14 protein-coding genes and 1 tRNA gene are annotated in these 17,883 nt (G+C 59.6%); 10 read left to right on the top strand and 5 right to left on the bottom strand.

Features of this window, described 5'->3' with window-relative positions:
- Window positions 1-189 precede the first annotated feature (189 nt).
- Entirely contained in the window at window positions 190-789 is a 600-nt protein-coding gene (locus tag GV818_RS08570; RefSeq protein WP_161758244.1) for a 4'-phosphopantetheinyl transferase family protein, read from the bottom strand.
- Complete coding sequence (locus tag GV818_RS08575) at window positions 786-4,823, bottom strand: Pls/PosA family non-ribosomal peptide synthetase (protein WP_161776351.1); 4,038 nt, start codon at window positions 4,821-4,823, stop codon at window positions 786-788. Before GV818_RS08575 ends, GV818_RS08570 begins: the two co-directional genes overlap by 4 nt.
- A gap of 536 nt (window positions 4,824-5,359) precedes the next feature.
- Between GV818_RS08575 and GV818_RS08580 the strand changes: the two genes are divergently transcribed.
- The 4 genes from GV818_RS08580 to GV818_RS08595 all read left to right on the top strand — a co-directional run bounded on the left by GV818_RS08580 (window position 5,360) and on the right by GV818_RS08595 (window position 9,339).
- Window positions 5,360-6,334, top strand: coding sequence for an ornithine cyclodeaminase family protein (locus tag GV818_RS08580; RefSeq protein ID WP_161758246.1), 975 nt, complete (start codon window positions 5,360-5,362; stop codon window positions 6,332-6,334).
- A gap of 19 nt (window positions 6,335-6,353) precedes the next feature.
- On the top strand, window positions 6,354-7,322 hold the full coding sequence (locus GV818_RS08585; RefSeq protein WP_256679442.1) for a threo-3-hydroxy-L-aspartate ammonia-lyase: 969 nt from the start codon (window positions 6,354-6,356) through the stop codon (window positions 7,320-7,322).
- A 182-nt stretch (window positions 7,323-7,504) separates the two neighbouring features.
- On the top strand, window positions 7,505-8,770 hold the full coding sequence (locus GV818_RS08590; protein ID WP_161776352.1) for a dicarboxylate/amino acid:cation symporter: 1,266 nt from the start codon (window positions 7,505-7,507) through the stop codon (window positions 8,768-8,770).
- 188 nt (window positions 8,771-8,958) lie between these two features.
- Window positions 8,959-9,339 (top strand): RidA family protein, encoded by a 381-nt coding sequence (locus GV818_RS08595; protein ID WP_161758248.1) that lies wholly within the window; start codon window positions 8,959-8,961, stop codon window positions 9,337-9,339.
- Between the two features lie 227 nt (window positions 9,340-9,566).
- Here the strand turns inward: GV818_RS08595 and GV818_RS08600 are convergent, their stop codons facing one another.
- Together GV818_RS08600 and GV818_RS08605 are read right to left on the bottom strand one after the other, a co-directional pair.
- The gene (locus tag GV818_RS08600; RefSeq protein WP_161758249.1) at window positions 9,567-10,193 is read right to left on the bottom strand and encodes a helix-turn-helix transcriptional regulator; all 627 of its coding nucleotides are present in this window, start codon (window positions 10,191-10,193) and stop codon (window positions 9,567-9,569) included.
- Between the two features lie 248 nt (window positions 10,194-10,441).
- Window positions 10,442-10,526, bottom strand: a tRNA-Leu gene (locus GV818_RS08605).
- Between the two features lie 108 nt (window positions 10,527-10,634).
- Between GV818_RS08605 and queA the strand changes: the two genes are divergently transcribed.
- The 6 genes from queA to GV818_RS08635 all read left to right on the top strand — a co-directional run bounded on the left by queA (window position 10,635) and on the right by GV818_RS08635 (window position 16,744).
- Complete coding sequence (gene queA, locus GV818_RS08610; RefSeq protein ID WP_161758250.1) at window positions 10,635-11,699, top strand: tRNA preQ1(34) S-adenosylmethionine ribosyltransferase-isomerase QueA; 1,065 nt, start codon at window positions 10,635-10,637, stop codon at window positions 11,697-11,699.
- A 14-nt stretch (window positions 11,700-11,713) separates the two neighbouring features.
- A complete protein-coding gene (tgt, locus tag GV818_RS08615; protein WP_178124823.1) occupies window positions 11,714-12,829 on the top strand; it encodes a tRNA guanosine(34) transglycosylase Tgt in 1,116 nt (371 codons plus the stop codon).
- Window positions 12,830-12,876: 47 nt separating this feature from the next.
- Entirely contained in the window at window positions 12,877-13,212 is a 336-nt protein-coding gene (gene yajC, locus GV818_RS08620; RefSeq protein WP_161758252.1) for a preprotein translocase subunit YajC, read from the top strand.
- A 62-nt stretch (window positions 13,213-13,274) separates the two neighbouring features.
- On the top strand, window positions 13,275-15,143 hold the full coding sequence (secD, locus tag GV818_RS08625; protein WP_161758253.1) for a protein translocase subunit SecD: 1,869 nt from the start codon (window positions 13,275-13,277) through the stop codon (window positions 15,141-15,143).
- 9 nt (window positions 15,144-15,152) lie between these two features.
- Window positions 15,153-16,067, top strand: a complete 915-nt coding sequence (gene secF, locus GV818_RS08630; RefSeq protein ID WP_053153604.1) for a protein translocase subunit SecF — start codon at window positions 15,153-15,155, stop codon at window positions 16,065-16,067.
- A gap of 122 nt (window positions 16,068-16,189) precedes the next feature.
- Complete coding sequence (locus GV818_RS08635) at window positions 16,190-16,744, top strand: glycine zipper 2TM domain-containing protein (protein ID WP_161776353.1); 555 nt, start codon at window positions 16,190-16,192, stop codon at window positions 16,742-16,744.
- 129 nt (window positions 16,745-16,873) lie between these two features.
- Here GV818_RS08635 and suhB read toward each other — a convergent pair whose 3' ends face one another.
- Window positions 16,874-17,689 carry a type III secretion system regulator SuhB gene (gene suhB / locus GV818_RS08640; RefSeq protein WP_161758255.1) on the bottom strand — a complete coding sequence of 272 codons (816 nt, stop codon included), beginning with the start codon at window positions 17,687-17,689 and terminating at the stop codon, window positions 16,874-16,876.
- Between the last annotated feature and the right edge of the window lie 194 nt (window positions 17,690-17,883).

Below are 17,883 nucleotides of genomic sequence, written 5' to 3' on the forward strand. Positions count from 1 at the left end.
GGTGGCAGGGGGAGGGCGGTAGATTCTTCACTCATGGGAGGGGCCTGTTTACTCGTTCAATATCCTCCGGTCATCTTTAGGGTTGGGCAGCCAGGAGCGGTTGATCTGGATCAAGTTTCCAATAAGGAAAAGTCGGTAATGAGTAGGAATTTTTTCAGCGGATCAACCCGGTATCGGCCACGTTGCTGTTTAGTGATGAGTCATGGCTGGGAGTACCAGGGTGCCCACCCAGTCATCCGGTAGATCCAGGGCAAAGCACCGATAGGCCGGAGGATGCAGCGGGAACCACTCTGTCAGAGGCAGGCCTGCACACTTGAGGGTCGCTTCGCGCTCGCTCCAGGCCTGGGCGAAAGCCGGGGGGCGCAGGTCCTCGGTAAGCTCCAGTAATTGTCCGGTAACGCTGGGTCCCAGGTAGTCCTGAGCGACCAGTTGCCAATCGGGAATCTCTTCGACCTGCATCAGGTCTACACCCACCGCGCCATACAGGTGGACCGCCGCCAGCGACAGTCCCTGTTCGTGACTGATGGACAGCCCCGCCAGGCCCCAGCCCGGCAGGCTGAGCTGCAACGCCTGACCGGGGGGCGAGTGGATATGAATACTTTCGGTGGCGATGCCCAGGCTCTGGCTCAGGGCTTCGCGCAGTGCCAGGCGAATTTCCTTGCGCGCCCGGGTACGTGAATCGCCAGGCCCGGTGGTGACGCTGACCAGCAACACGCCCTGCTGCCAATGTGCCTGGCAGTAGGGCCAGGCAAATACCTGCAGCGCCGTGTGCGAGCTGCTCCCGGTCATGCTCGGGCAGGGGCCGCTGGGCAGCCGGCCCAACGGCTGGCCTGGGGAATGTGCTCGCCCTTCATCACCAGGGTCAGTGCTCCCAGGTGTGCATCGTTGCCCACTTGAGCGCTGTACAGCACCGAGCTGCGTGGGCCCATGTAGACCCGCTCGCCGATGTGCACCTGGTCGATCTTCATCACCCGGTCTTCGAACAGGTGCGTCTGCGGGCAGGCGCCGGCATTCAGTTCGCTGTGGTCGCCAATGTGCACGCAGTCGAATTCGGTAATGTCGGTGGTGTCCATGTACACCCCGCGCCCGATCTTGCAGCCCAGCAAGTTGAAAGCGGGTGGCAGCCATGGCGTACCGCGCAGGAAACGCATGAGATTCGGTGCGGCCATGCCTTCGTAGAGACTGGTGATGCCTTCGGAGAGCCAGACGAACGGGGTCCACATCGGATCTGCGCGTTTGCGGTAGCGGCCTACCAGCAGCCATTTCAAGGCGGCCACGAACAGGAAGTTGCCGACAGCGTAGGCCAAGCCGATCAATGCCAGGTAACCCAGTACCGCGCCCCAGCGGTCAGCGGCGGCCAGGGGCATCAGGTCGAGCATCACGGTGTAGCCCACGGCGATCACCACCGCATGCGGGGTGACGATGCGCAAGCCTTCGATCAGGCCTCGGGTCAGGCGGCGCAAGGGTGAAGGATGGAAGGTCAGGGATGGCGGGTAGCCGCTGACCTGCTCCCGGGCCGGCAGGTTGATGGGGGGCGAGCCGAGCCAGGTATCGCCGTCCTTGAGTTCGCTGTTGCGCGGAGCAAAGGAGTGCACGCCAATCAGCACGTTTTCCGGCAGCACGGTGCCATCGGGAATGTAGCTGCCATTGCCGACGAAACTGCGATGGGCGATCACGGTCGGTTGAATGCTCATCCAGCCGCCGTCCACCTGTTCATCGCCGAGCATCACGGCGTCGGCGATGAAGGTTTCATCACCCAGGGTGAGCATGTCGGGGATCACTCCCTGGGCGGTGGAAATTTCCGCATCGCGACCGACTTTTGCCCCCAGCAGGCGGTACCAGAACGGCGCGTAGATCGTGGCATACAGGCCTGACAGCACGTTGAGGCTTGCCTCCTGGATATGGCTGACCAGCCACTTGGCGCAGTAGGTGTTGCTGTGCACGGCATACCGGCCGGGCTTCAGGCGTGGCAGGGCGATCCAGCGCAGCGCTGCCGCAGCCAGCATGGTCACGACGATCAGTACGGCGCTGGCGGGGAGCGCCAGGAAGAAGTAGCGCAGCAGTTGCACTGTCACTTCCTGGCCCTGCAGCCAGGGCAAGATCTGCTGTTCGTCGAACCAGTCGATGAGGAAGAAGGTCGGGAACACCGGGATGAAGAACAGCGTGGCGATCAGCAGGATACCGAATACGAAGAACAGCCCTTCACCTCGTTGGCGCCATGCGCTGACCGGTGGCCGTGGCGGCAGGCTGGCCGGGTCGAAGGCGCCGATGTCCCGGGCTGGCGAGCCGTTCCAGACGCGTGTGTCAGGCACCTTGCGGCCATCCGCCAGGGCTGATTGGCCTTGCAAGTGACCTTGGCGGCCGACGGTGGTATTGCCTTCGAGAATCGCATAGGAGCCGATGCAGGCGTGGTCCTGCACTTCGATCCGGCCGAGAAGCAGTTGGCCGCGTTCGACCCGGGCATTTTCCAGGCTGACGCCGTTGCCGATACTGACGTGATTGCCCAGGGTCAACAGGTCGGGCACCCGTACGCCGGCAGAGCCGATATTCGCCTCCTGGCCGACCCTGGCTCCCAGCGCGCGCAGCCACAGGCCGTAGAGCGACGAGCCGCTAAGCAGATACACCGGTGCCGACTCGACGAAGCGATCTGCCGCCCACCAGCGGAAATAGGTCAGGCCCCACAGCGGATAGCTCCCGGCTTGCAGGCGCCCGGCGATCAGCCATTTACCGGCGATAGCGATGACGAACTGCAACAGGGTGGCGAGCAGGAACATCCCTACCGAAGCTGCGGTGGCGGCTGCGACCGAATCCCCAGGAGCGCCAGTAAGGTAGTGATAGGTAAAGAAGGGTGCCAGCCACTGGCTCATCCGCAGGCTGACCATGACCGGCAGCACCAGCGCCTGGGCCAGGCCGCAGCGCCAGCGTTTCCAGGCGGCGGGCGGCGTCCACTGCGCCTGGGCCGGGCCTTGTTCCGGAGCTTGCTGCAGGACTTCGGCAATGGCACCGATGCGCCGCTGTTGATAGATGTCGCGCACGGTGATGTGGGCGAAGCGCGGGTCGGTACGCAGGGCCGAGGCCAGGCGTGCGGCGAAGAACGAATGACCGCCCAGGTCGCTGAAGAAGTCCGCGTCACGGCGGATCGACTGGCCGGGGAAGAGTTTCTCCAGGGCACTGAACAGTGCCTGTTCGGCCGGGTTCTCGGCCGTGTCCGAAGCGTCGCTGACCGCTGGGTTGTCCAGGGTCAGGGGGCGAGCCTTGAGCGCCTTGCGGTCAATCTTGCCAGACGTCAGGCGCGGCATGCTGTCCAGCAATTCAAAGCGCCCCGGCACCATGTAGGGCGGCAGTTGTGCTTGCAGGCCGTGGCGCAGCAGGCTGGGCAGCACATCCAGCGGCAGGCTCTGATCAGGTACCAGATAGGCGATCAACTGGTCGATGCCGTCGTCATTGCGCAGCAGTACCGCCACGGTGCCAACCCCGGGTTGCTGGGCCAGCAAGGCTTCGATTTCTCCCAACTCGACACGGAAACCGCGAATCTTCACCTGATCGTCCGCCCGGCCCAGGCATTGCACCTGGCCGTCAGCGTCGATCCGGGCCAGGTCACCGGTGCGATACAGGCGGGTATCCTGGGCGCTGATGGTCCAAGGGTTGGGCAGGAATTTCTCCTGGGTCAGGTCTGGACGTCCCAGGTAGCCCTCGGCCAGGCCGGGGCCGGTGATGCACGGTTCGCCGGTCTGGCCGCGGGGCATCAGGCTCGGTGCCTGGCCCGGTTGCAGGTCGGCGGCGATCACCAGCAAACCGTAGTTGGGCAGGGGCTTGCCGATGCTGACCGGCTGACCGGGCTCCAGGCGTGCGAGGCTGGCGGAAACCGTGGCTTCGGTGGGGCCGTAGGTGTTGAACATCTGCCGGCCGGGGCGGCTCCAGCGTTCCACCAGCGATTCGGGGCACATTTCGCCACCGAGATTGATCAGGCGCAGGCTAGGTACGTCTTCGCTGAACAGCGCCAGCAGAGTCGGTACCGCGTGCAGCACGCTGATGCGCTGCTGGGTCAGCATGCGCGGCAGGGTTTCCGGGTCGCCGGTGATTTCCTTGGGGCCGATCCACAGGGTGGCGCCCACTAGATAGGCGATCCAGATCTCTTCGAAGGACATGTCGAAGGCCACGGAAAAACCCTGGTAGACCCGGTCGCTGGCCTGGATACCGAGCACCGCGTTTTCGCTGCGCAGGAAGTGGCAGATGCTGCCCTGAGAAATCAGGATGCCCTTGGGCTTGCCGGTGGAGCCGGAGGTATAGATCACGTAGGCCGGGTGCTCGGGACGCACGTTGCTGCGCCGCAGCAGAGGACCGTCGAGGGGCGCGAGCAGGGCTTCGGCGGTCCACAGTGGCAGGCCGATGGCCGCTAGGCTCGGGGCCAGTTGCTCGCAGCACAGGACTCCCACCGCACTGGCGTCGTCCATGCAGATCTGCAGGCGCTCGACTGGTGTGTCCTGATCCAGGGGCAGCCAGGCGGCGCCGGCCTTGGCGATCCCGGCCTGCATCACCAGCAGTTCAAGGCCCCTTGGCAGCCACAGGCCGACAATTTGCCCCGGCTGGACCCCGGCCTGGATCAGCCTGGAGGCCACGCGGTCGGCCTGTTGGTCCAGTTCGCGGTAGGTCAACTGGTGTTCGGCGTAGATCAGTGCCACCTGCTCGGGAGTGCGCCTGGCGCTGGCTTCCAGCAGGTCGGCGAGCACTTCCTCTCGCAGTAGTTCAGGTTGCGCCGCCCCATAAAGCACGTTCGATAGATGGGTGGTGTGACGAGTCTTCAGTAGGGTCACATTGTTCATGGGTGCACATTCGCCGTGAGTGTCAGGGGCAGTTCAAGTGCTGCCTGTCGGTTTTGATCAGGCGGCAGGTGGCTCAAGCCCAGCGCTGGTAGGGCGCTGATAGTTCGCTTGATGTCAGTTTCGATACATTTTTTATTGCAGGTTCCTGCAGGTTCGAGGCACAGGAATTGGCTTCGTAACAGGCAGGCAAGAGGTGAGCTGAACGAATATCTCAGAGGGTAGCTGTACGGTAGTTGAACGAGATTCGAGATCCAGTCCGAGCTTCGCTTGACAGCGACAGCTCAAGAAAACGGCGTCTTGGGGGCATCGCAATCGTAATGGGGGATTTTCCTGCCGACCTGAGAAAGGCCTGCTCTGGGCGCTTCTGGGCAAGAGGTGTTTCATCGCCGGCAGGCATCGCGGGCGACGATGGGAGAGTGGAGGAGCACGGCATTGCTCAGGTTTTGTGTCAGAGAAATGATCTTTACATTTTGTATAGATATGGATAATTTATCCATATTCCGCATGCCCGCATTCGAACATGGCGATCAACCCGCATGGCAAAACACGAAGCAACCTTGAAGCTGTTGGACAAAAACCATGTGGATGCACTGCTCATTCATGAGCAGGTTCTTGAAGCAGTCTGTGAAGCCTTCATCCTTCACAGCCTGGATGAAGGCCGGGGGTTCTCGGTGGTTCGCGAGTCATTGGGTAAGGGCGGCATCTTCGGCATCAAATCTGCTGAAATCAGCAGTCAAGGATTGCTGGGATTCAAAGCCGCAGGCTTTTGGCCGCGAAATCGTAGCTTTGGGGGGGAACCTCACCAGGCAACGATCATGTTGATGGACCCTGCGACGGGTCGTCCCCTGTGCCTGATTGATGGCAATAGCGTGACCACGTTGCGAACCGGGGCAGCGGGAGCCCTGGGCTTGCAACTGCTGGCTTGTCCGCACAGCTCCAGCGCCTGTGTATTTGGCTCAGGCGTGCAAGCGGGTATCCAGTTGGATTACGCATTGCGGGTCATGCCCAAGCTTAGACACGTACTTTATGTGACGGCCAATGGCTTGCCGGACCTGCGTTTTGAAGGGCGTTTCCTTTCGCGGTGCGTGTTGCAACACAGCGTGGATGCCAACAGCGCCGTGGCCCAAAGCAACATTGTGATTACCGCCACTCCAGGCGCTGGTGCGTTGTTTGACCTGGATGCCGTACGTCCCGGCACCCATTTCAACTGTGTGGGTGCTGATACCCGAGGCAAGCGCGAGCTGCCGGAGGGGTTGCTCAAGCGTGCCTGTGTGGTGGTCGATGATCATGGCCAGGCCAGCACACTGGGAGAGACTCAGTGGGCGCCCGAGGTTCCCATTCTGGAACTGGGCGATCTGTTGACTGGCAAGGCGAAGTTCAATCGTGCACTGGTGGATATCTCAGTGTTTGACATGACCGGCCTGGCCCTGCAGGACTTGACCGTGGCTCGCCTGCTGCATCAGCGCGCCTGTGCCGACAACATGGGGCACGATATTTCGTGGCCCTGGTAATTCTCTGAAGGAGATTTTCATGCAACCTCTGGTTTTTCCATCATTTGCGGATGTGGCGGCAGCGGCTGAACGAATAGACGGTCATGCCCACCGCACTCCGGTGTTCACCTCGCGCACGATTGATGCAGAAATCGGCGCCCAGGTGTTTTTCAAGTGCGAGAACCTCCAGCGTACGGGGTCCTTCAAGTTTCGCGGCGCGTTCAACGCACTGGCCAAGTTTGATCCGCAGCAGCGCAAGGCCGGCGTGGTTGCGTTCTCTTCCGGCAACCATGCTCAAGGCATCGCCTTGGCGGCCTCTTTGCTGAACATTCCGGCAACTATTGTCATGCCCTATGACGCACCTGCGGCCAAAGTTGCGGCGACTCAGGAATATGGCGCCAGGGTGGTGTTTTATGACCGCTACACCGAAGACCGCGAACAGATTGGCCGGTCGATGGCGCAAGAGCATGGCATGACGCTGATTCCTTCCTATGACCATCCAGATGTACTGGCAGGGCAAGGTACGGCGGCCAAGGAACTGCATGAGTCAGTCGGCGAGTTGGATGCACTGTTTGTCGGTCTTGGGGGGGGTGGAATGCTCTCCGGAACCACCTTGGCCACTCGCGAGTTAGCCCCCAAGTGCCGCTTGTATGGTGTGGAGCCTGAAGCGGGAAATGACGGCCAGCGATCGTTCAAAACCGGCAGTATCGTGCATATCGATACCCCCGACACTATTGCCGATGGAGCCCAGACCCAGCACTTGGGAAATTACACTTTCCCGATTATCCGCGACGGTGTGAATGACATCCTGACGGTGTCCGATGCTCAGTTGATTGCCGCGATGAAGTTCTTTGCACAACGAATGAAAATGGTCGTGGAGCCCACAGGTTGTCTAGGGCTGGCTGCAATCAGGCAGGTCAAGGAGCAACTTAAAGGCCAGCGCGTAGGTGTCATTGTTACTGGAGGTAATATTGATGTTGAAAAATATGTGGAACTCCTGAAGCGTTAACTTTGCAACTGCTAAACAGACCGAGCTGATTGGTTTAACTAAGTCGTCTTAATTCAATTGATACGCGTGCCAATAATAATGCGCCGGTGCTGAGCCGTTGCCGTAATAAAGTGTTTTGTCGTTTCTGCCGCCCATACAAAATCGCCTGGGAACTGACTGGGCATCAATAAAAAGAGGTGCTTATGAAAAACCGTAATTTGGCACGCTTGATCGTGGTTGCGATTGTATTGGGCATTGCACTGGGTGGGCTGTTACATGCTCAACTGGATGCCGAGTCAGCCAAGACGGTTGCCGGTTACTTGGGCCTGGTGACCGATGTCTTCCTACGCCTGATCAAGATGGTCATTGCCCCATTGGTACTGGCCACCTTGATCGCGGGTGTTGCCAGCATGTCCGACAGCGGTGCTGTCGGACGTATTGGTTTCAAGGCGATCACTTGGTTCCTTCTAGCCTCGATCGTCTCGCTGAGTATTGGCCTGGTGCTGGCTAACCTGTTCCAGCCAGGCGTAGGGCTGAATCTTGTTCATCTCGAGACCGTCTCGGCGACCCAGGTCGGTTTGAACACGGGCGGATTCAATCTTCCGACGTTCCTGACCCATGTATTCCCTCGCAGCATCATCGAGGCGATGGGCAATAACGAAGTTCTGCAGATCGTGGTGTTTTCGTTGTTCTTCGGTTCTGCGTTGGCCTTTGTTAAAGGTCGAGGCAAATCCAGCATCATGGAGATGCTGGAAGAGCTGGCGCAGGTCATGTTCCGCATCACTGACTATGTGATGTTCATTGCCCCCCTGGCGGTGTTCGCGGCAATCGCCGCGACCATTACCGTGCATGGTTTGGGCATGGTTGGCAGCTTTGGCAAATTGATTGTCCAGTTCTATTTGGGGCTGGCATTGCTCTGGGCGCTGATTGCCGGCGTTGCCTTCTTGGCTTTGGGGCAGCGCGCTAAACGGCTGTTGAGACTTATGCGAGAACCTGTCCTTTTGGCGTTCTCCACGGCCAGTAGTGAAGCGGCCTACCCGAAAACCATTGCGGCTCTGGATACCTTCGGTTCGCCGAAACGGATCAACAGCTTTGTGTTGCCGCTGGGCTATTCCTTCAACCTGGACGGTTCGATGATGTACCAGGCGTTCATCGTGCTGTTCATCGCCCAAGCCTACAACATCGACATGAGCTTCTCTCATCAGATCATGGTGCTGCTGACGTTGCTGGTTATCAGCAAAGGGACCGCTGGCGTTGCCCGTGGCTCTTTGGTGGTGCTTGCCGCCGGCCTGCCGATGATTGGCTTGCCGGAAGCCGGGCTGCTACTGGTACTGGCAGTGGACCCTATCCTGGATATGGGGCGTACAGCGACCAACGTCCTAGGCTGCGGTGTAGCTGCTGCGGTCATCGGTGACGGTGCAGACGGTGATCCGGAAGTGGAGCCTGTCGGAACTCAACAACCGGCTTGACCCCTGGCTTGCGCAAAGGCGTACGGCGTGAGGAAGTTCTGCTGATTAATGCGACCTCAGTGAAGCGCTGACATTAAAAGCATCTCTGCAGTCTATTGGCAGGGACTTTCAGAGTGAACCTGTGCTCTTGCCCATTATGTACAAGAGCACTTTAAACAGTTGCGCCACCTCTAGAAGAACGAATAACAATGAAAATCCTGCATACCGATAACGCCTCTTCACCTGCGGGGCATTACTCCCAGGCAGTCAGTTATCAGGGGACTTTATATGTCTCCGGTCAATTACCCGTGAGCCCGGACGGTACACATAATATTGGTGCTTCTTTTGCTGAACAGGCACGCCTCGCTCTGAATAATCTGCTGGCGATTGTTCAAGCCTCGGGGGGAACTCCGGAGAGCCTGCTGAAAGTTACGGTTTATGTTGCTGGGGTAAAGCATTGGCCCGAGTTTGATCAAGTATATGCCCAAGCCCTTGGCGCTCATCGTCCGGCGCGCGTGGTGGTGCCGGTTCCTGAACTGCATCACGGTTACCTGGTAGAAATTGAAGCGTTGGCACAATCGGTTTCTTGAGGCAGCGTCTTTTCTAGCTCGGCGGTGACGACAGACAGTTATCGCTTGGACTTGAATCGAGTAACCCGACGTGCTCGCCAGCGCTGGTCCGTGGTCGAGATGCCTCATTCCTTTGCTATCCCGAGGTGCGCGCGAGTGTGCACCGAGGATAGTTGGCGGTTGTCTCGAAACGGGAAATCTTGAGCTGCCATCAGATTGCCCGGTATGGCCACGTCTGCCTGGCTAGCTTATTTGGCGTAGGTATAGACGGCAGCCCTGGATACTCCCAGGTGCGAAGCGACCGTCTCCATTGCCCGGCGCACATCCATGCAGCCTGAGTCCTTCAACTCTTGCAGCAGTACGCGACGATCCGCGGCCTTGAGTGCGCGAGGCGTGGTCGCCAGTCGAGCGGCAAATTGATCTATCCGGTTGCGGATGGTGTCGGCGCCAATAGGGTCAAGTGATTCGCTGGGGGTATCACCGCTGAAGGAGCCGAATTGCTCCAGCATGCCCTGCAAGCCGCGAAAAATAGACAGATCGATGTTCATGCACAAGGCTGCAACGTACTTCCCGCTGGAGTCCTTGATGCCGATCGAAGTGCTCTTGACCTGACGCCCGTCACTGAATTGATTTTGATAGTTGGCGATGACCTGCGGGTACGCCGGGTCAGCAATGCGGGCCAGGCCGAGTTCGGTTGCAGGAGCGCCGAGCTTGCGGCCGGAAAGGTTGTTGTGAATGGCCAGAATGGCGTGATCGGGATCACGCAGATCATGCAGGACGACCTCGCAGAAAGGGCTGAAGGTCTTGCTGAGCCCCTCTGCAATCTGTTCCAGCTGGCTGATGAGGGCTATTTGTTCTGGGGTATATGTCTTCATCGAGACAACATATCCAGTAATGGATATGTCGTCAATTTCTGCCGAAAGGTCCGAATTTCCCTGACGGTTCTTCGTAGTCGTTGCGAGAGCTGCACCTGCGTTGGGTGCCGCCATCAGCGCTTGAGCAGAGGTTGAGCGCGCAGTGGGATATAGGGAGGAGAACACAATCGCCAGGCACAAAAAAACCGGCTCAGAGGCCGGTTTTCCTGTGCTGCAAGTCCGGTTAGAGACTTGCAGATACTGCTAGATGGTGCCCCGAGGGAGACTCGAACTCCCACTTCTTGCGAAAACGGATTTTGAATCCGCCGCGTCTACCAATTCCGCCATCAGGGCTCAATGGCGGCGAAGTATAGAGACGTGATTACCGTTGGTCAATCGGCTTTCATGGTCAATTTTTAGTTATTCCGCTAAACTTTCCGGCCCTGCTAGACGAACTCCATCATGCGCGTTGCTGACTTTACCTTCGAGCTTCCTGATTCGCTGATCGCCCGCCACCCATTGGCCGAGCGTCGCGGCAGCCGTCTGTTGACCCTGGATGGGCCAACCGGCGCCTTGGCCCACCGTCAATTCACTGATCTGCTGGAGCATTTGCGCCCGGGCGATCTGATGGTGTTCAACAATACTCGGGTGATTCCGGCCCGCCTGTTCGGCCAGAAGGCCTCCGGCGGCAAGCTGGAGATTCTCGTCGAGCGGGTGCTGGACAGCCACCGCGTGCTGGCCCATGTGCGCTCCAGCAAATCGCCCAAGCCGGGATCGAAGATCCTTATCGACGGCGGTGGCGAGGCCGAGATGCTGGCCCGTCACGACACTCTGTTCGAGCTGGGCTTCGCCGAGGAAGTGCTGCCGCTGCTGGATCGGGTCGGGCACATGCCATTGCCTCCTTATATAGACCGCCCGGACGAAGGCTCGGATCGCGAGCGTTATCAGACGGTCTATGCCCAGCGCCTGGGCGCAGTGGCGGCGCCGACGGCGGGCCTGCATTTCGACCAGCCGCTGCTGGAGGCGATTGCCGCCAAAGGCGTGGAGACCGCTTTCGTCACTCTGCATGTCGGTGCCGGGACCTTCCAGCCGGTGCGGGTGGAGCGCATCGAAGATCATCATATGCACAACGAGTGGCTGGAGGTCGGCCAGGACGTGGTGGATGCGGTGGCAGCTTGCCGGGCCCGTGGCGGCCGGGTCGTGGCGGTGGGCACCACCAGTGTTCGTTCCCTGGAAAGTGCCGCTCGCGATGGTGTGCTCAAGCCGTTCAGTGGCGACACCGATATCTTTATCTACCCCGGGCGGCCCTTCCATGTGGTTGATGCCCTGGTGACCAACTTCCATTTGCCGGAATCCACGCTCTTGATGCTGGTTTCGGCGTTCGCCGGTTATCCCGAGACCATGGCCGCCTATCAGGCCGCCGTAGATCAGGGATACCGCTTTTTCAGCTACGGTGATGCGATGTTCATCACCCGTAATCCGGCGCCCACCGGTCCCCGGGACTCGGCCCCAGAGGAAACTGTATGAGTCGTACCTGTCGTATGTCCTTCGAGCTGCTGGCCACTGATGGCAAGGCTCGTCGTGGTCGCCTGACCTTCCCCCGCGGTACGGTGGAAACCCCGGCCTTCATGCCGGTGGGTACCTACGGCACGGTCAAGGGCATGCTGCCACGGGACATCGTCGCCACTGGCGCCGAGATTATCCTGGGTAACACCTTCCACCTGTGGCTGCGCCCGGGTACCGAGGTGATCAAGAAGCACGGCGACCTGCACGATTTCATGCAGTGGAACGGCCCGATCCTCACCGACTCCGGTGGTTTCCAGGTGTTCAGCCTGGGCGCCATGCGCAAGATCAAGGAAGAGGGCGTGACCTTCGCCTCGCCGGTGGACGGTGCCAAGGTGTTCATGGGCCCGGAAGAGTCGATGCAAGTGCAGCGCGACCTGGGTTCGGACATCGTGATGATCTTCGACGAGTGCACGCCGTACCCGGCTGACGAAGACGTGGCACGGATCTCCATGGAACTGTCCCTGCGCTGGGCCCAGCGTTCGAAGAACGCCCATGGTGACAACACTGCGGCGTTGTTCGGCATCGTCCAGGGTGGCATGCACCAGGACCTGCGCATGCGTTCCCTGGAAGGCCTGGACAAGATCGGCTTCGACGGCCTGGCCATCGGTGGCCTGTCGGTGGGCGAGCCCAAGCATGAAATGATCAAGGTGCTGGACTACCTGCCGGGCCAGATGCCGGCCGACAAACCTCGTTACCTTATGGGAGTTGGCAAGCCGGAAGATCTGGTTGAGGGTGTGCGCCGCGGTGTGGACATGTTCGATTGCGTGATGCCAACCCGCAATGCCCGCAATGGGCATCTGTTCATCGACACAGGCGTGCTGAAGATCCGTAACGCGTTCCATCGCCATGATGATTCGCCGTTGGACCCAACTTGTGATTGCTACACCTGCCAGAACTTCTCCCGTGCTTATCTGCATCATCTGGACAAGTGCGGCGAAATGCTGGGTAGCATGTTGAATACCATCCATAATTTGCGGCATTACCAGGTGCTTATGGCTGGTTTGCGCGAGGCTATTCAACAAGGTACATTGGCCGCCTTTGTCGATTCCTTCTATGCCAAACGCGGGTTACCCGTGCCGCCTTTAGAATAAGTTCTAAAGACGTTCAGACACTAATTTTGCAATTATTGGAGTGTTAAATGAGCTTTTTTATCTCTAACGCCATGGCTGACGCTGCTGCACCTGCTGCAGGTCCTATGGGCGGCGGCTTTGAGTGGATTTTCCTGGTCGGCTTCCTGGTCATCTTCTACCTGATGATCTGGCGTCCACAGGCCAAGCGCGCTAAAGAGCAGAAGAACCTGCTGGGCAGCCTGCAGAAAGGTGACGAAGTTGTGACCACTGGTGGCATCGCCGGCAAAATCAACAAAGTGACCGACGACTTCGTGGTTCTGGAAGTGTCGGACTCCGTTGAGCTGAAGTTCCAGAAGGGCGCGATCGCTGCCACGCTGCCAAAAGGCACGCTGAAAGCGATCTAAGTTTCATCTTTTACCAATCGACGGGGCGCGCAAGGCGCCCCGCGTCATAAACGGGCGGCGTGATGCTGAACAAATATCCTCTGTGGAAGTACCTACTGATCCTGGCGGTGCTGGCGATCGGTTTTATTTATTCCGCTCCCAATCTATACCCTGATGATCCGGCCATTCAGGTCAGCGGCGCGAGTACCGCGTTGCAGGTCACTCAGGCGGATCTGGATCGTGCGAGCAAAGCGCTTACCGACGCCGGCATCAACGTCAAGGCTTCTTCCATTGCCGCCAACGGCAAGGGCGGCCTGCTGCGCTTGATCAACAAGGAAGACCAGCTTCCGGCCAAGGATGTAGTGCGCAAGGCGCTGGGCGATGACTATGTGGTGGCGTTGAACCTGGCGCAAACCACTCCGCAATGGCTGCGCAACCTCGGTGCGCACCCGATGAAACTGGGTCTGGACTTGTCCGGTGGTGTGCACTTCCTGCTGGAAGTGGACATGGACAAAGCCCTCGACGCCCGCCTGAAAGTCTATGAAGGCGACGTCAAGAGCCTGCTGCGCAAAGAGCGTCTGCGCTATCGCAGCCTGCCGCAGCTCAATGGTGCCATCCAGCTGGGCTTCAGCGATGAAGACAGCCGTGAACAGGCCCGTTCGCTGATCCGCAAGAACTTCAATGATTTCGATATCGTACCGGCCGACCTCAATGGCCAACCGGTGCTGCGTCTGGCGATGACCCCGGCCAAGCTGGCGGAAATCCGTGAATACTCCATCAAGCAGAACTTGACCACCGTGCGTAACCGGGTCAACGAGCTGGGTGTGGCCGAGCCTCTGGTTCAGCGTCAGGGTGCCAACCGCATCGTGGTTGAGCTGCCGGGCGTGCAGGACACCGCTGAAGCCAAGCGGATCCTGGGCAAGACCGCCAACCTGGAATTCCGTCTGGCCGCTGAGCCGGGTGCTTCCAAGGCGACTTCCGAGTCCTTCGAATTCCGTGAGGGCAATCGTCCTCCTGCACAGATCGAGCGTGGCCTGATCATCACGGGTGACCAGGTGACCGATGCCCAGGCTGGTTATGACGAGCACGGCCGTCCCCAGGTGAACATCAAGCTTGATGGTCACGGCGGCGAGCTGATGAACCGTTCGACCCGGACCAACGTCGGTCGCAGCATGGCGGTGATCTTCATCGAGCAGAAGCCGACCACCACCTACACCAAGCAAGTAGTGGACGGTGTCGAGAAAGACGTGGCGGTGCAGACCTTCAAGGAAGAGAAGAAGATCATCAGCCTGGCGACCATCCAGTCGCCGCTGGGCAGTCAGTTCCGCATCACTGGCCTGAACGGTCAGGGCGAGTCTTCCGAGCTGGCGCTGCTGCTGCGTGCCGGTGGTCTGGCGGCGCCGATGTACTTTGCCGAAGAGCGCACAATCGGTCCAAGCCTGGGTGCTGACAACATCACCAAGGGTATCGATGCATCGCTGTGGGGCATGCTGTTCGTGTCGCTGTTCATCATCGCCATCTATCGCTTCTTCGGCATCATCGCCACCGTGGCGCTGGCGCTGAACATGGTGCTGCTGCTGGCCCTGATGTCTCTGCTGGGTGCCACGCTGACCCTGCCGGGTATCGCCGGTATCGTCTTGACCATGGGTATGGCGGTGGACGCCAACGTGCTGATCTTCTCGCGGATACGTGAAGAGATCGCCGCGGGCATGACCGTGCAACGGGCAATCAACGAAGGCTTCGGCCGGGCATTCACCGCGATCCTCGACTCTAACCTGACCACCTTGCTGGTGGGCGGCATTCTGTTTGCCATGGGTACCGGTCCGGTCAAGGGTTTTGCGGTGACCATGTCCCTCGGGATCTTTACCTCGATGTTCACGGCCATCTGGCTGACCCGCGCGATGGTCAACCTGATCTTCGGCGGTCGTGACTTCAAGAAGTTGTGGATTTAAGGGGCTGCCATGTTACGTACTATTAACTTCATGGGTGTGCGCAACGTCGCGTTCGGCGTCACTGTGCTGCTCACTGTCCTGGCGTTGTTCAGCTGGTTCCACAAGGGCTTGAACTACGGTCTGGACTTCACCGGCGGTACGCTCATCGAGCTGACCTACGAGCGTCCGGCAGACGTGATGAAGGTGCGTTCGCAGTTGAACGATGCCGGTTATCACGAGGCTATCGTGCAGAGCTTCGGTGCTACTACCGACCTGCTGGTGCGGATGCCGGGTGAAGACCCGCAGTTGGGCCATCAGGTGGCGGCGGCGCTGCAGAAGGTCGGCGGCGACAACCCGGCGCAGGTCAAGCGCGTCGAGTTCGTCGGCCCGCAAGTGGGTGAAGAGCTGCGCGACCAGGGTGGCCTTGGCATGCTCATGGCCCTGGGCGGCATCCTCATCTACCTGGCTTTCCGCTTCCAGTGGAAATTCGCGGTCGGCGCCATTGTCTCGCTGATCCACGACGTGATCGTGACCGTGGGTATCCTCTCGTTCTTCCAGATCACCTTCGACCTGACGGTGCTGGCGGCGGTGCTGGCGATCATCGGCTACTCCCTCAACGACACCATCGTGGTGTTCGACCGGGTGCGTGAGAACTTCCGTGTGCTGCGCAAGGCCAGTCTGATCGAGAACATCAATATCTCGACCACCCAGACCCTGCTGCGCACCATGGCCACTTCGATCTCCACCTTGCTGGCGATCGTGGCCCTGTTGTTCTTTGGTGGCGACAACCTGTGGGGCTTCTCCATCGCCCTGTTTGTCGGTGTGTTGGCGGGTACCTACTCGTCGATCTATATCGCCAACGTGGTATTGATCTGGCTGAACCTGAACAGCGAGGATCTGATTCCTCCGGCCAATACCGAGAAGGAAGTGGACGACCGTCCGTGAGGATCTAGCCCTTTCCCGGTTGTCAGTTAAAAAGGCGCGAGTGTTGAACTCGCGCCTTTTTTATTGCTCCAAGGCTGGGAGAAGCGCGGGCTAGGTCCCGTTTGTATGGTCAGGAGGTTCACGTGAACAAGTCGTTGCTGGTTGGTGCGGTATTGGGTGCTGTCGGTGTCACCGCCGGGGGTGCTGTTGCCACCTACAGCTTGGTTAAAAGCGGCCCTGAGTATGCGCAAGTGCTGGCCGTTCAGCCGGTCAAGCAACAGATCAAGACCCCGCGGGAGGTCTGCAAGGACGTCGCCGTGACCCGGCAGCGTCCGGTCAAGGATGAGCATCAGATCCTGGGTACCGTGGCCGGGGCAGTCGGCGGTGGCCTGCTGGGCAGCATGATTGGTAATGGCAATGGCAAGAAGCTCGCCACGGTGGCGGGTGCGGTTGGCGGCGGTTATGCGGGTAACAAGGTGCAGGAAGGTATGCAGGAGCGTGATACCTACACCACTACCCAGACTCGCTGTAACACGGTCAATGACATCAGCGACAAGGTTGTTGGTTATGACGTGAAGTACGACCTGGGCGGCAAGCAGGGTCAGGTGCGCATGGACCGCGATCCGGGTAATCAGATTCCGGTGGATAAAGAAGGTCACCTGATCCTCAGTCAGAACCAGAATCAACCCGGCCAGTAATTCTTGTGTGTAGGGGGCGGCTTGCTGGCGAAGGTGATCTCAAGGTCCCATTCGCCGACAAGCCGACTCCTGCGGGAGTTGCAGGCATAAAAAAAGCACCCCTTGGGGTGCTTTTTTTGTCGCTGGCGCTTAGCGCTTCAGCGAGGCCGGCAGGTGCGGCTGGATGGCGGTCAGTACCGCCTTGAAGCATTTGGTGTTGCCAGCCACTACGTGGCCTTTTTCCAGGAAGTCGTGACCGCCGGTGAAATCGCTCACCAGGCCGCCGGCCTCTTGAATCAGCAGGGCGCCTGCAGCCATGTCCCACTCGGACAGGCCCGACTCCCAGAACGCATCAAAACGACCGGCGGCCACATAGGCCAGGTCCAGGCTTGCAGCGCCGGCGCGACGGATGCCGGCGGTCTGGCCTACCAGGGCGCGGAACATGCCTAGGTAGTTGTCCAGGTTGTCCATCTGGTCGTCACGGAACGGGAAGCCGGTACCCAGCAGGGCGCCGTCCAGGCTGGTGCGGCCGCTGACCCGCAGGCGGCGACCGTTCAGTTGGGCGCCACGGCCACGGCTGGCGGTGAACTCTTCCTGGCGAACCGGGTCCAGGACCACGGCGTGTTCCAGGCGACCACGGTATTTGCAGGCGATGCTCACGGCAAAGTGCGGGATGCCGCGCAGGAAGTTGGTGGTGCCGTCCAGTGGATCGATGATCCACAGGTAGTCTTCGCCTTCGCCACTGCCGGCGTGCATGCCGGTTTCTTCGCCGAGAATGGCGTGGGTTGGATAGGCTTTGCGCAACGCGTCGATGATCTTCTGCTCAGCAGCGCGATCAACTTCGGATACGTAGTCTTTGGCGTCTTTTTCGTCGACCTTGATGGTATCCAGGCGCTCGATGGAGCGGAAAATCAATTCACTGGCGCTGCGGGCGGCGCGCAGCGCGATATTCAGCATTGGCTGCATGGATGGGTCACCTAAGGTTGTTAAAGAAAGCCGAGCATTCTAGCAGAAAACTTTTGCAGATGAAGGTCAGAGTTCGCTTTGATTGCATTGATCCGCTGTGTGGCTGTCCTTCTCGTGTGAGTGTTTTTGCTGGGCTCCAGGTCGGTTTACAGAATGTCGGGATCTCGAGGTGGTTATTTTTGAGGCGGGAGTGT

This window comes from Pseudomonas sp. Fl4BN1, assembly GCF_009908285.1.
Lineage (GTDB): Bacteria > Pseudomonadota > Gammaproteobacteria > Pseudomonadales > Pseudomonadaceae > Aquipseudomonas.

Excerpts from the sequence above, each read along its gene's own strand:
- GV818_RS08570 (WP_161758244.1), bottom strand. The coding sequence starts at position 789 with ATGACCGGGAGCAGCTCGCACACGGCGCTGCAGGTATTTGCCTGGCCC.
- GV818_RS08575 (WP_161776351.1), bottom strand. The coding sequence starts at position 4,823 with ATGAACAATGTGACCCTACTGAAGACTCGTCACACCACCCATCTATCG.
- GV818_RS08580 (WP_161758246.1), top strand. The coding sequence starts at position 5,360 with ATGGCAAAACACGAAGCAACCTTGAAGCTGTTGGACAAAAACCATGTG.
- GV818_RS08585 (WP_256679442.1), top strand. The coding sequence starts at position 6,354 with ATGCAACCTCTGGTTTTTCCATCATTTGCGGATGTGGCGGCAGCGGCT.
- GV818_RS08590 (WP_161776352.1), top strand. The coding sequence starts at position 7,505 with ATGAAAAACCGTAATTTGGCACGCTTGATCGTGGTTGCGATTGTATTG.
- GV818_RS08595 (WP_161758248.1), top strand. The coding sequence starts at position 8,959 with ATGAAAATCCTGCATACCGATAACGCCTCTTCACCTGCGGGGCATTAC.
- GV818_RS08600 (WP_161758249.1), bottom strand. The coding sequence starts at position 10,193 with ATGAAGACATATACCCCAGAACAAATAGCCCTCATCAGCCAGCTGGAA.
- queA (WP_161758250.1), top strand. The coding sequence starts at position 10,635 with ATGCGCGTTGCTGACTTTACCTTCGAGCTTCCTGATTCGCTGATCGCC.
- tgt (WP_178124823.1), top strand. The coding sequence starts at position 11,714 with ATGTCCTTCGAGCTGCTGGCCACTGATGGCAAGGCTCGTCGTGGTCGC.
- yajC (WP_161758252.1), top strand. The coding sequence starts at position 12,877 with ATGAGCTTTTTTATCTCTAACGCCATGGCTGACGCTGCTGCACCTGCT.
- secD (WP_161758253.1), top strand. The coding sequence starts at position 13,275 with ATGCTGAACAAATATCCTCTGTGGAAGTACCTACTGATCCTGGCGGTG.
- secF (WP_053153604.1), top strand. The coding sequence starts at position 15,153 with ATGTTACGTACTATTAACTTCATGGGTGTGCGCAACGTCGCGTTCGGC.
- suhB (WP_161758255.1), bottom strand. The coding sequence starts at position 17,689 with ATGCAGCCAATGCTGAATATCGCGCTGCGCGCCGCCCGCAGCGCCAGT.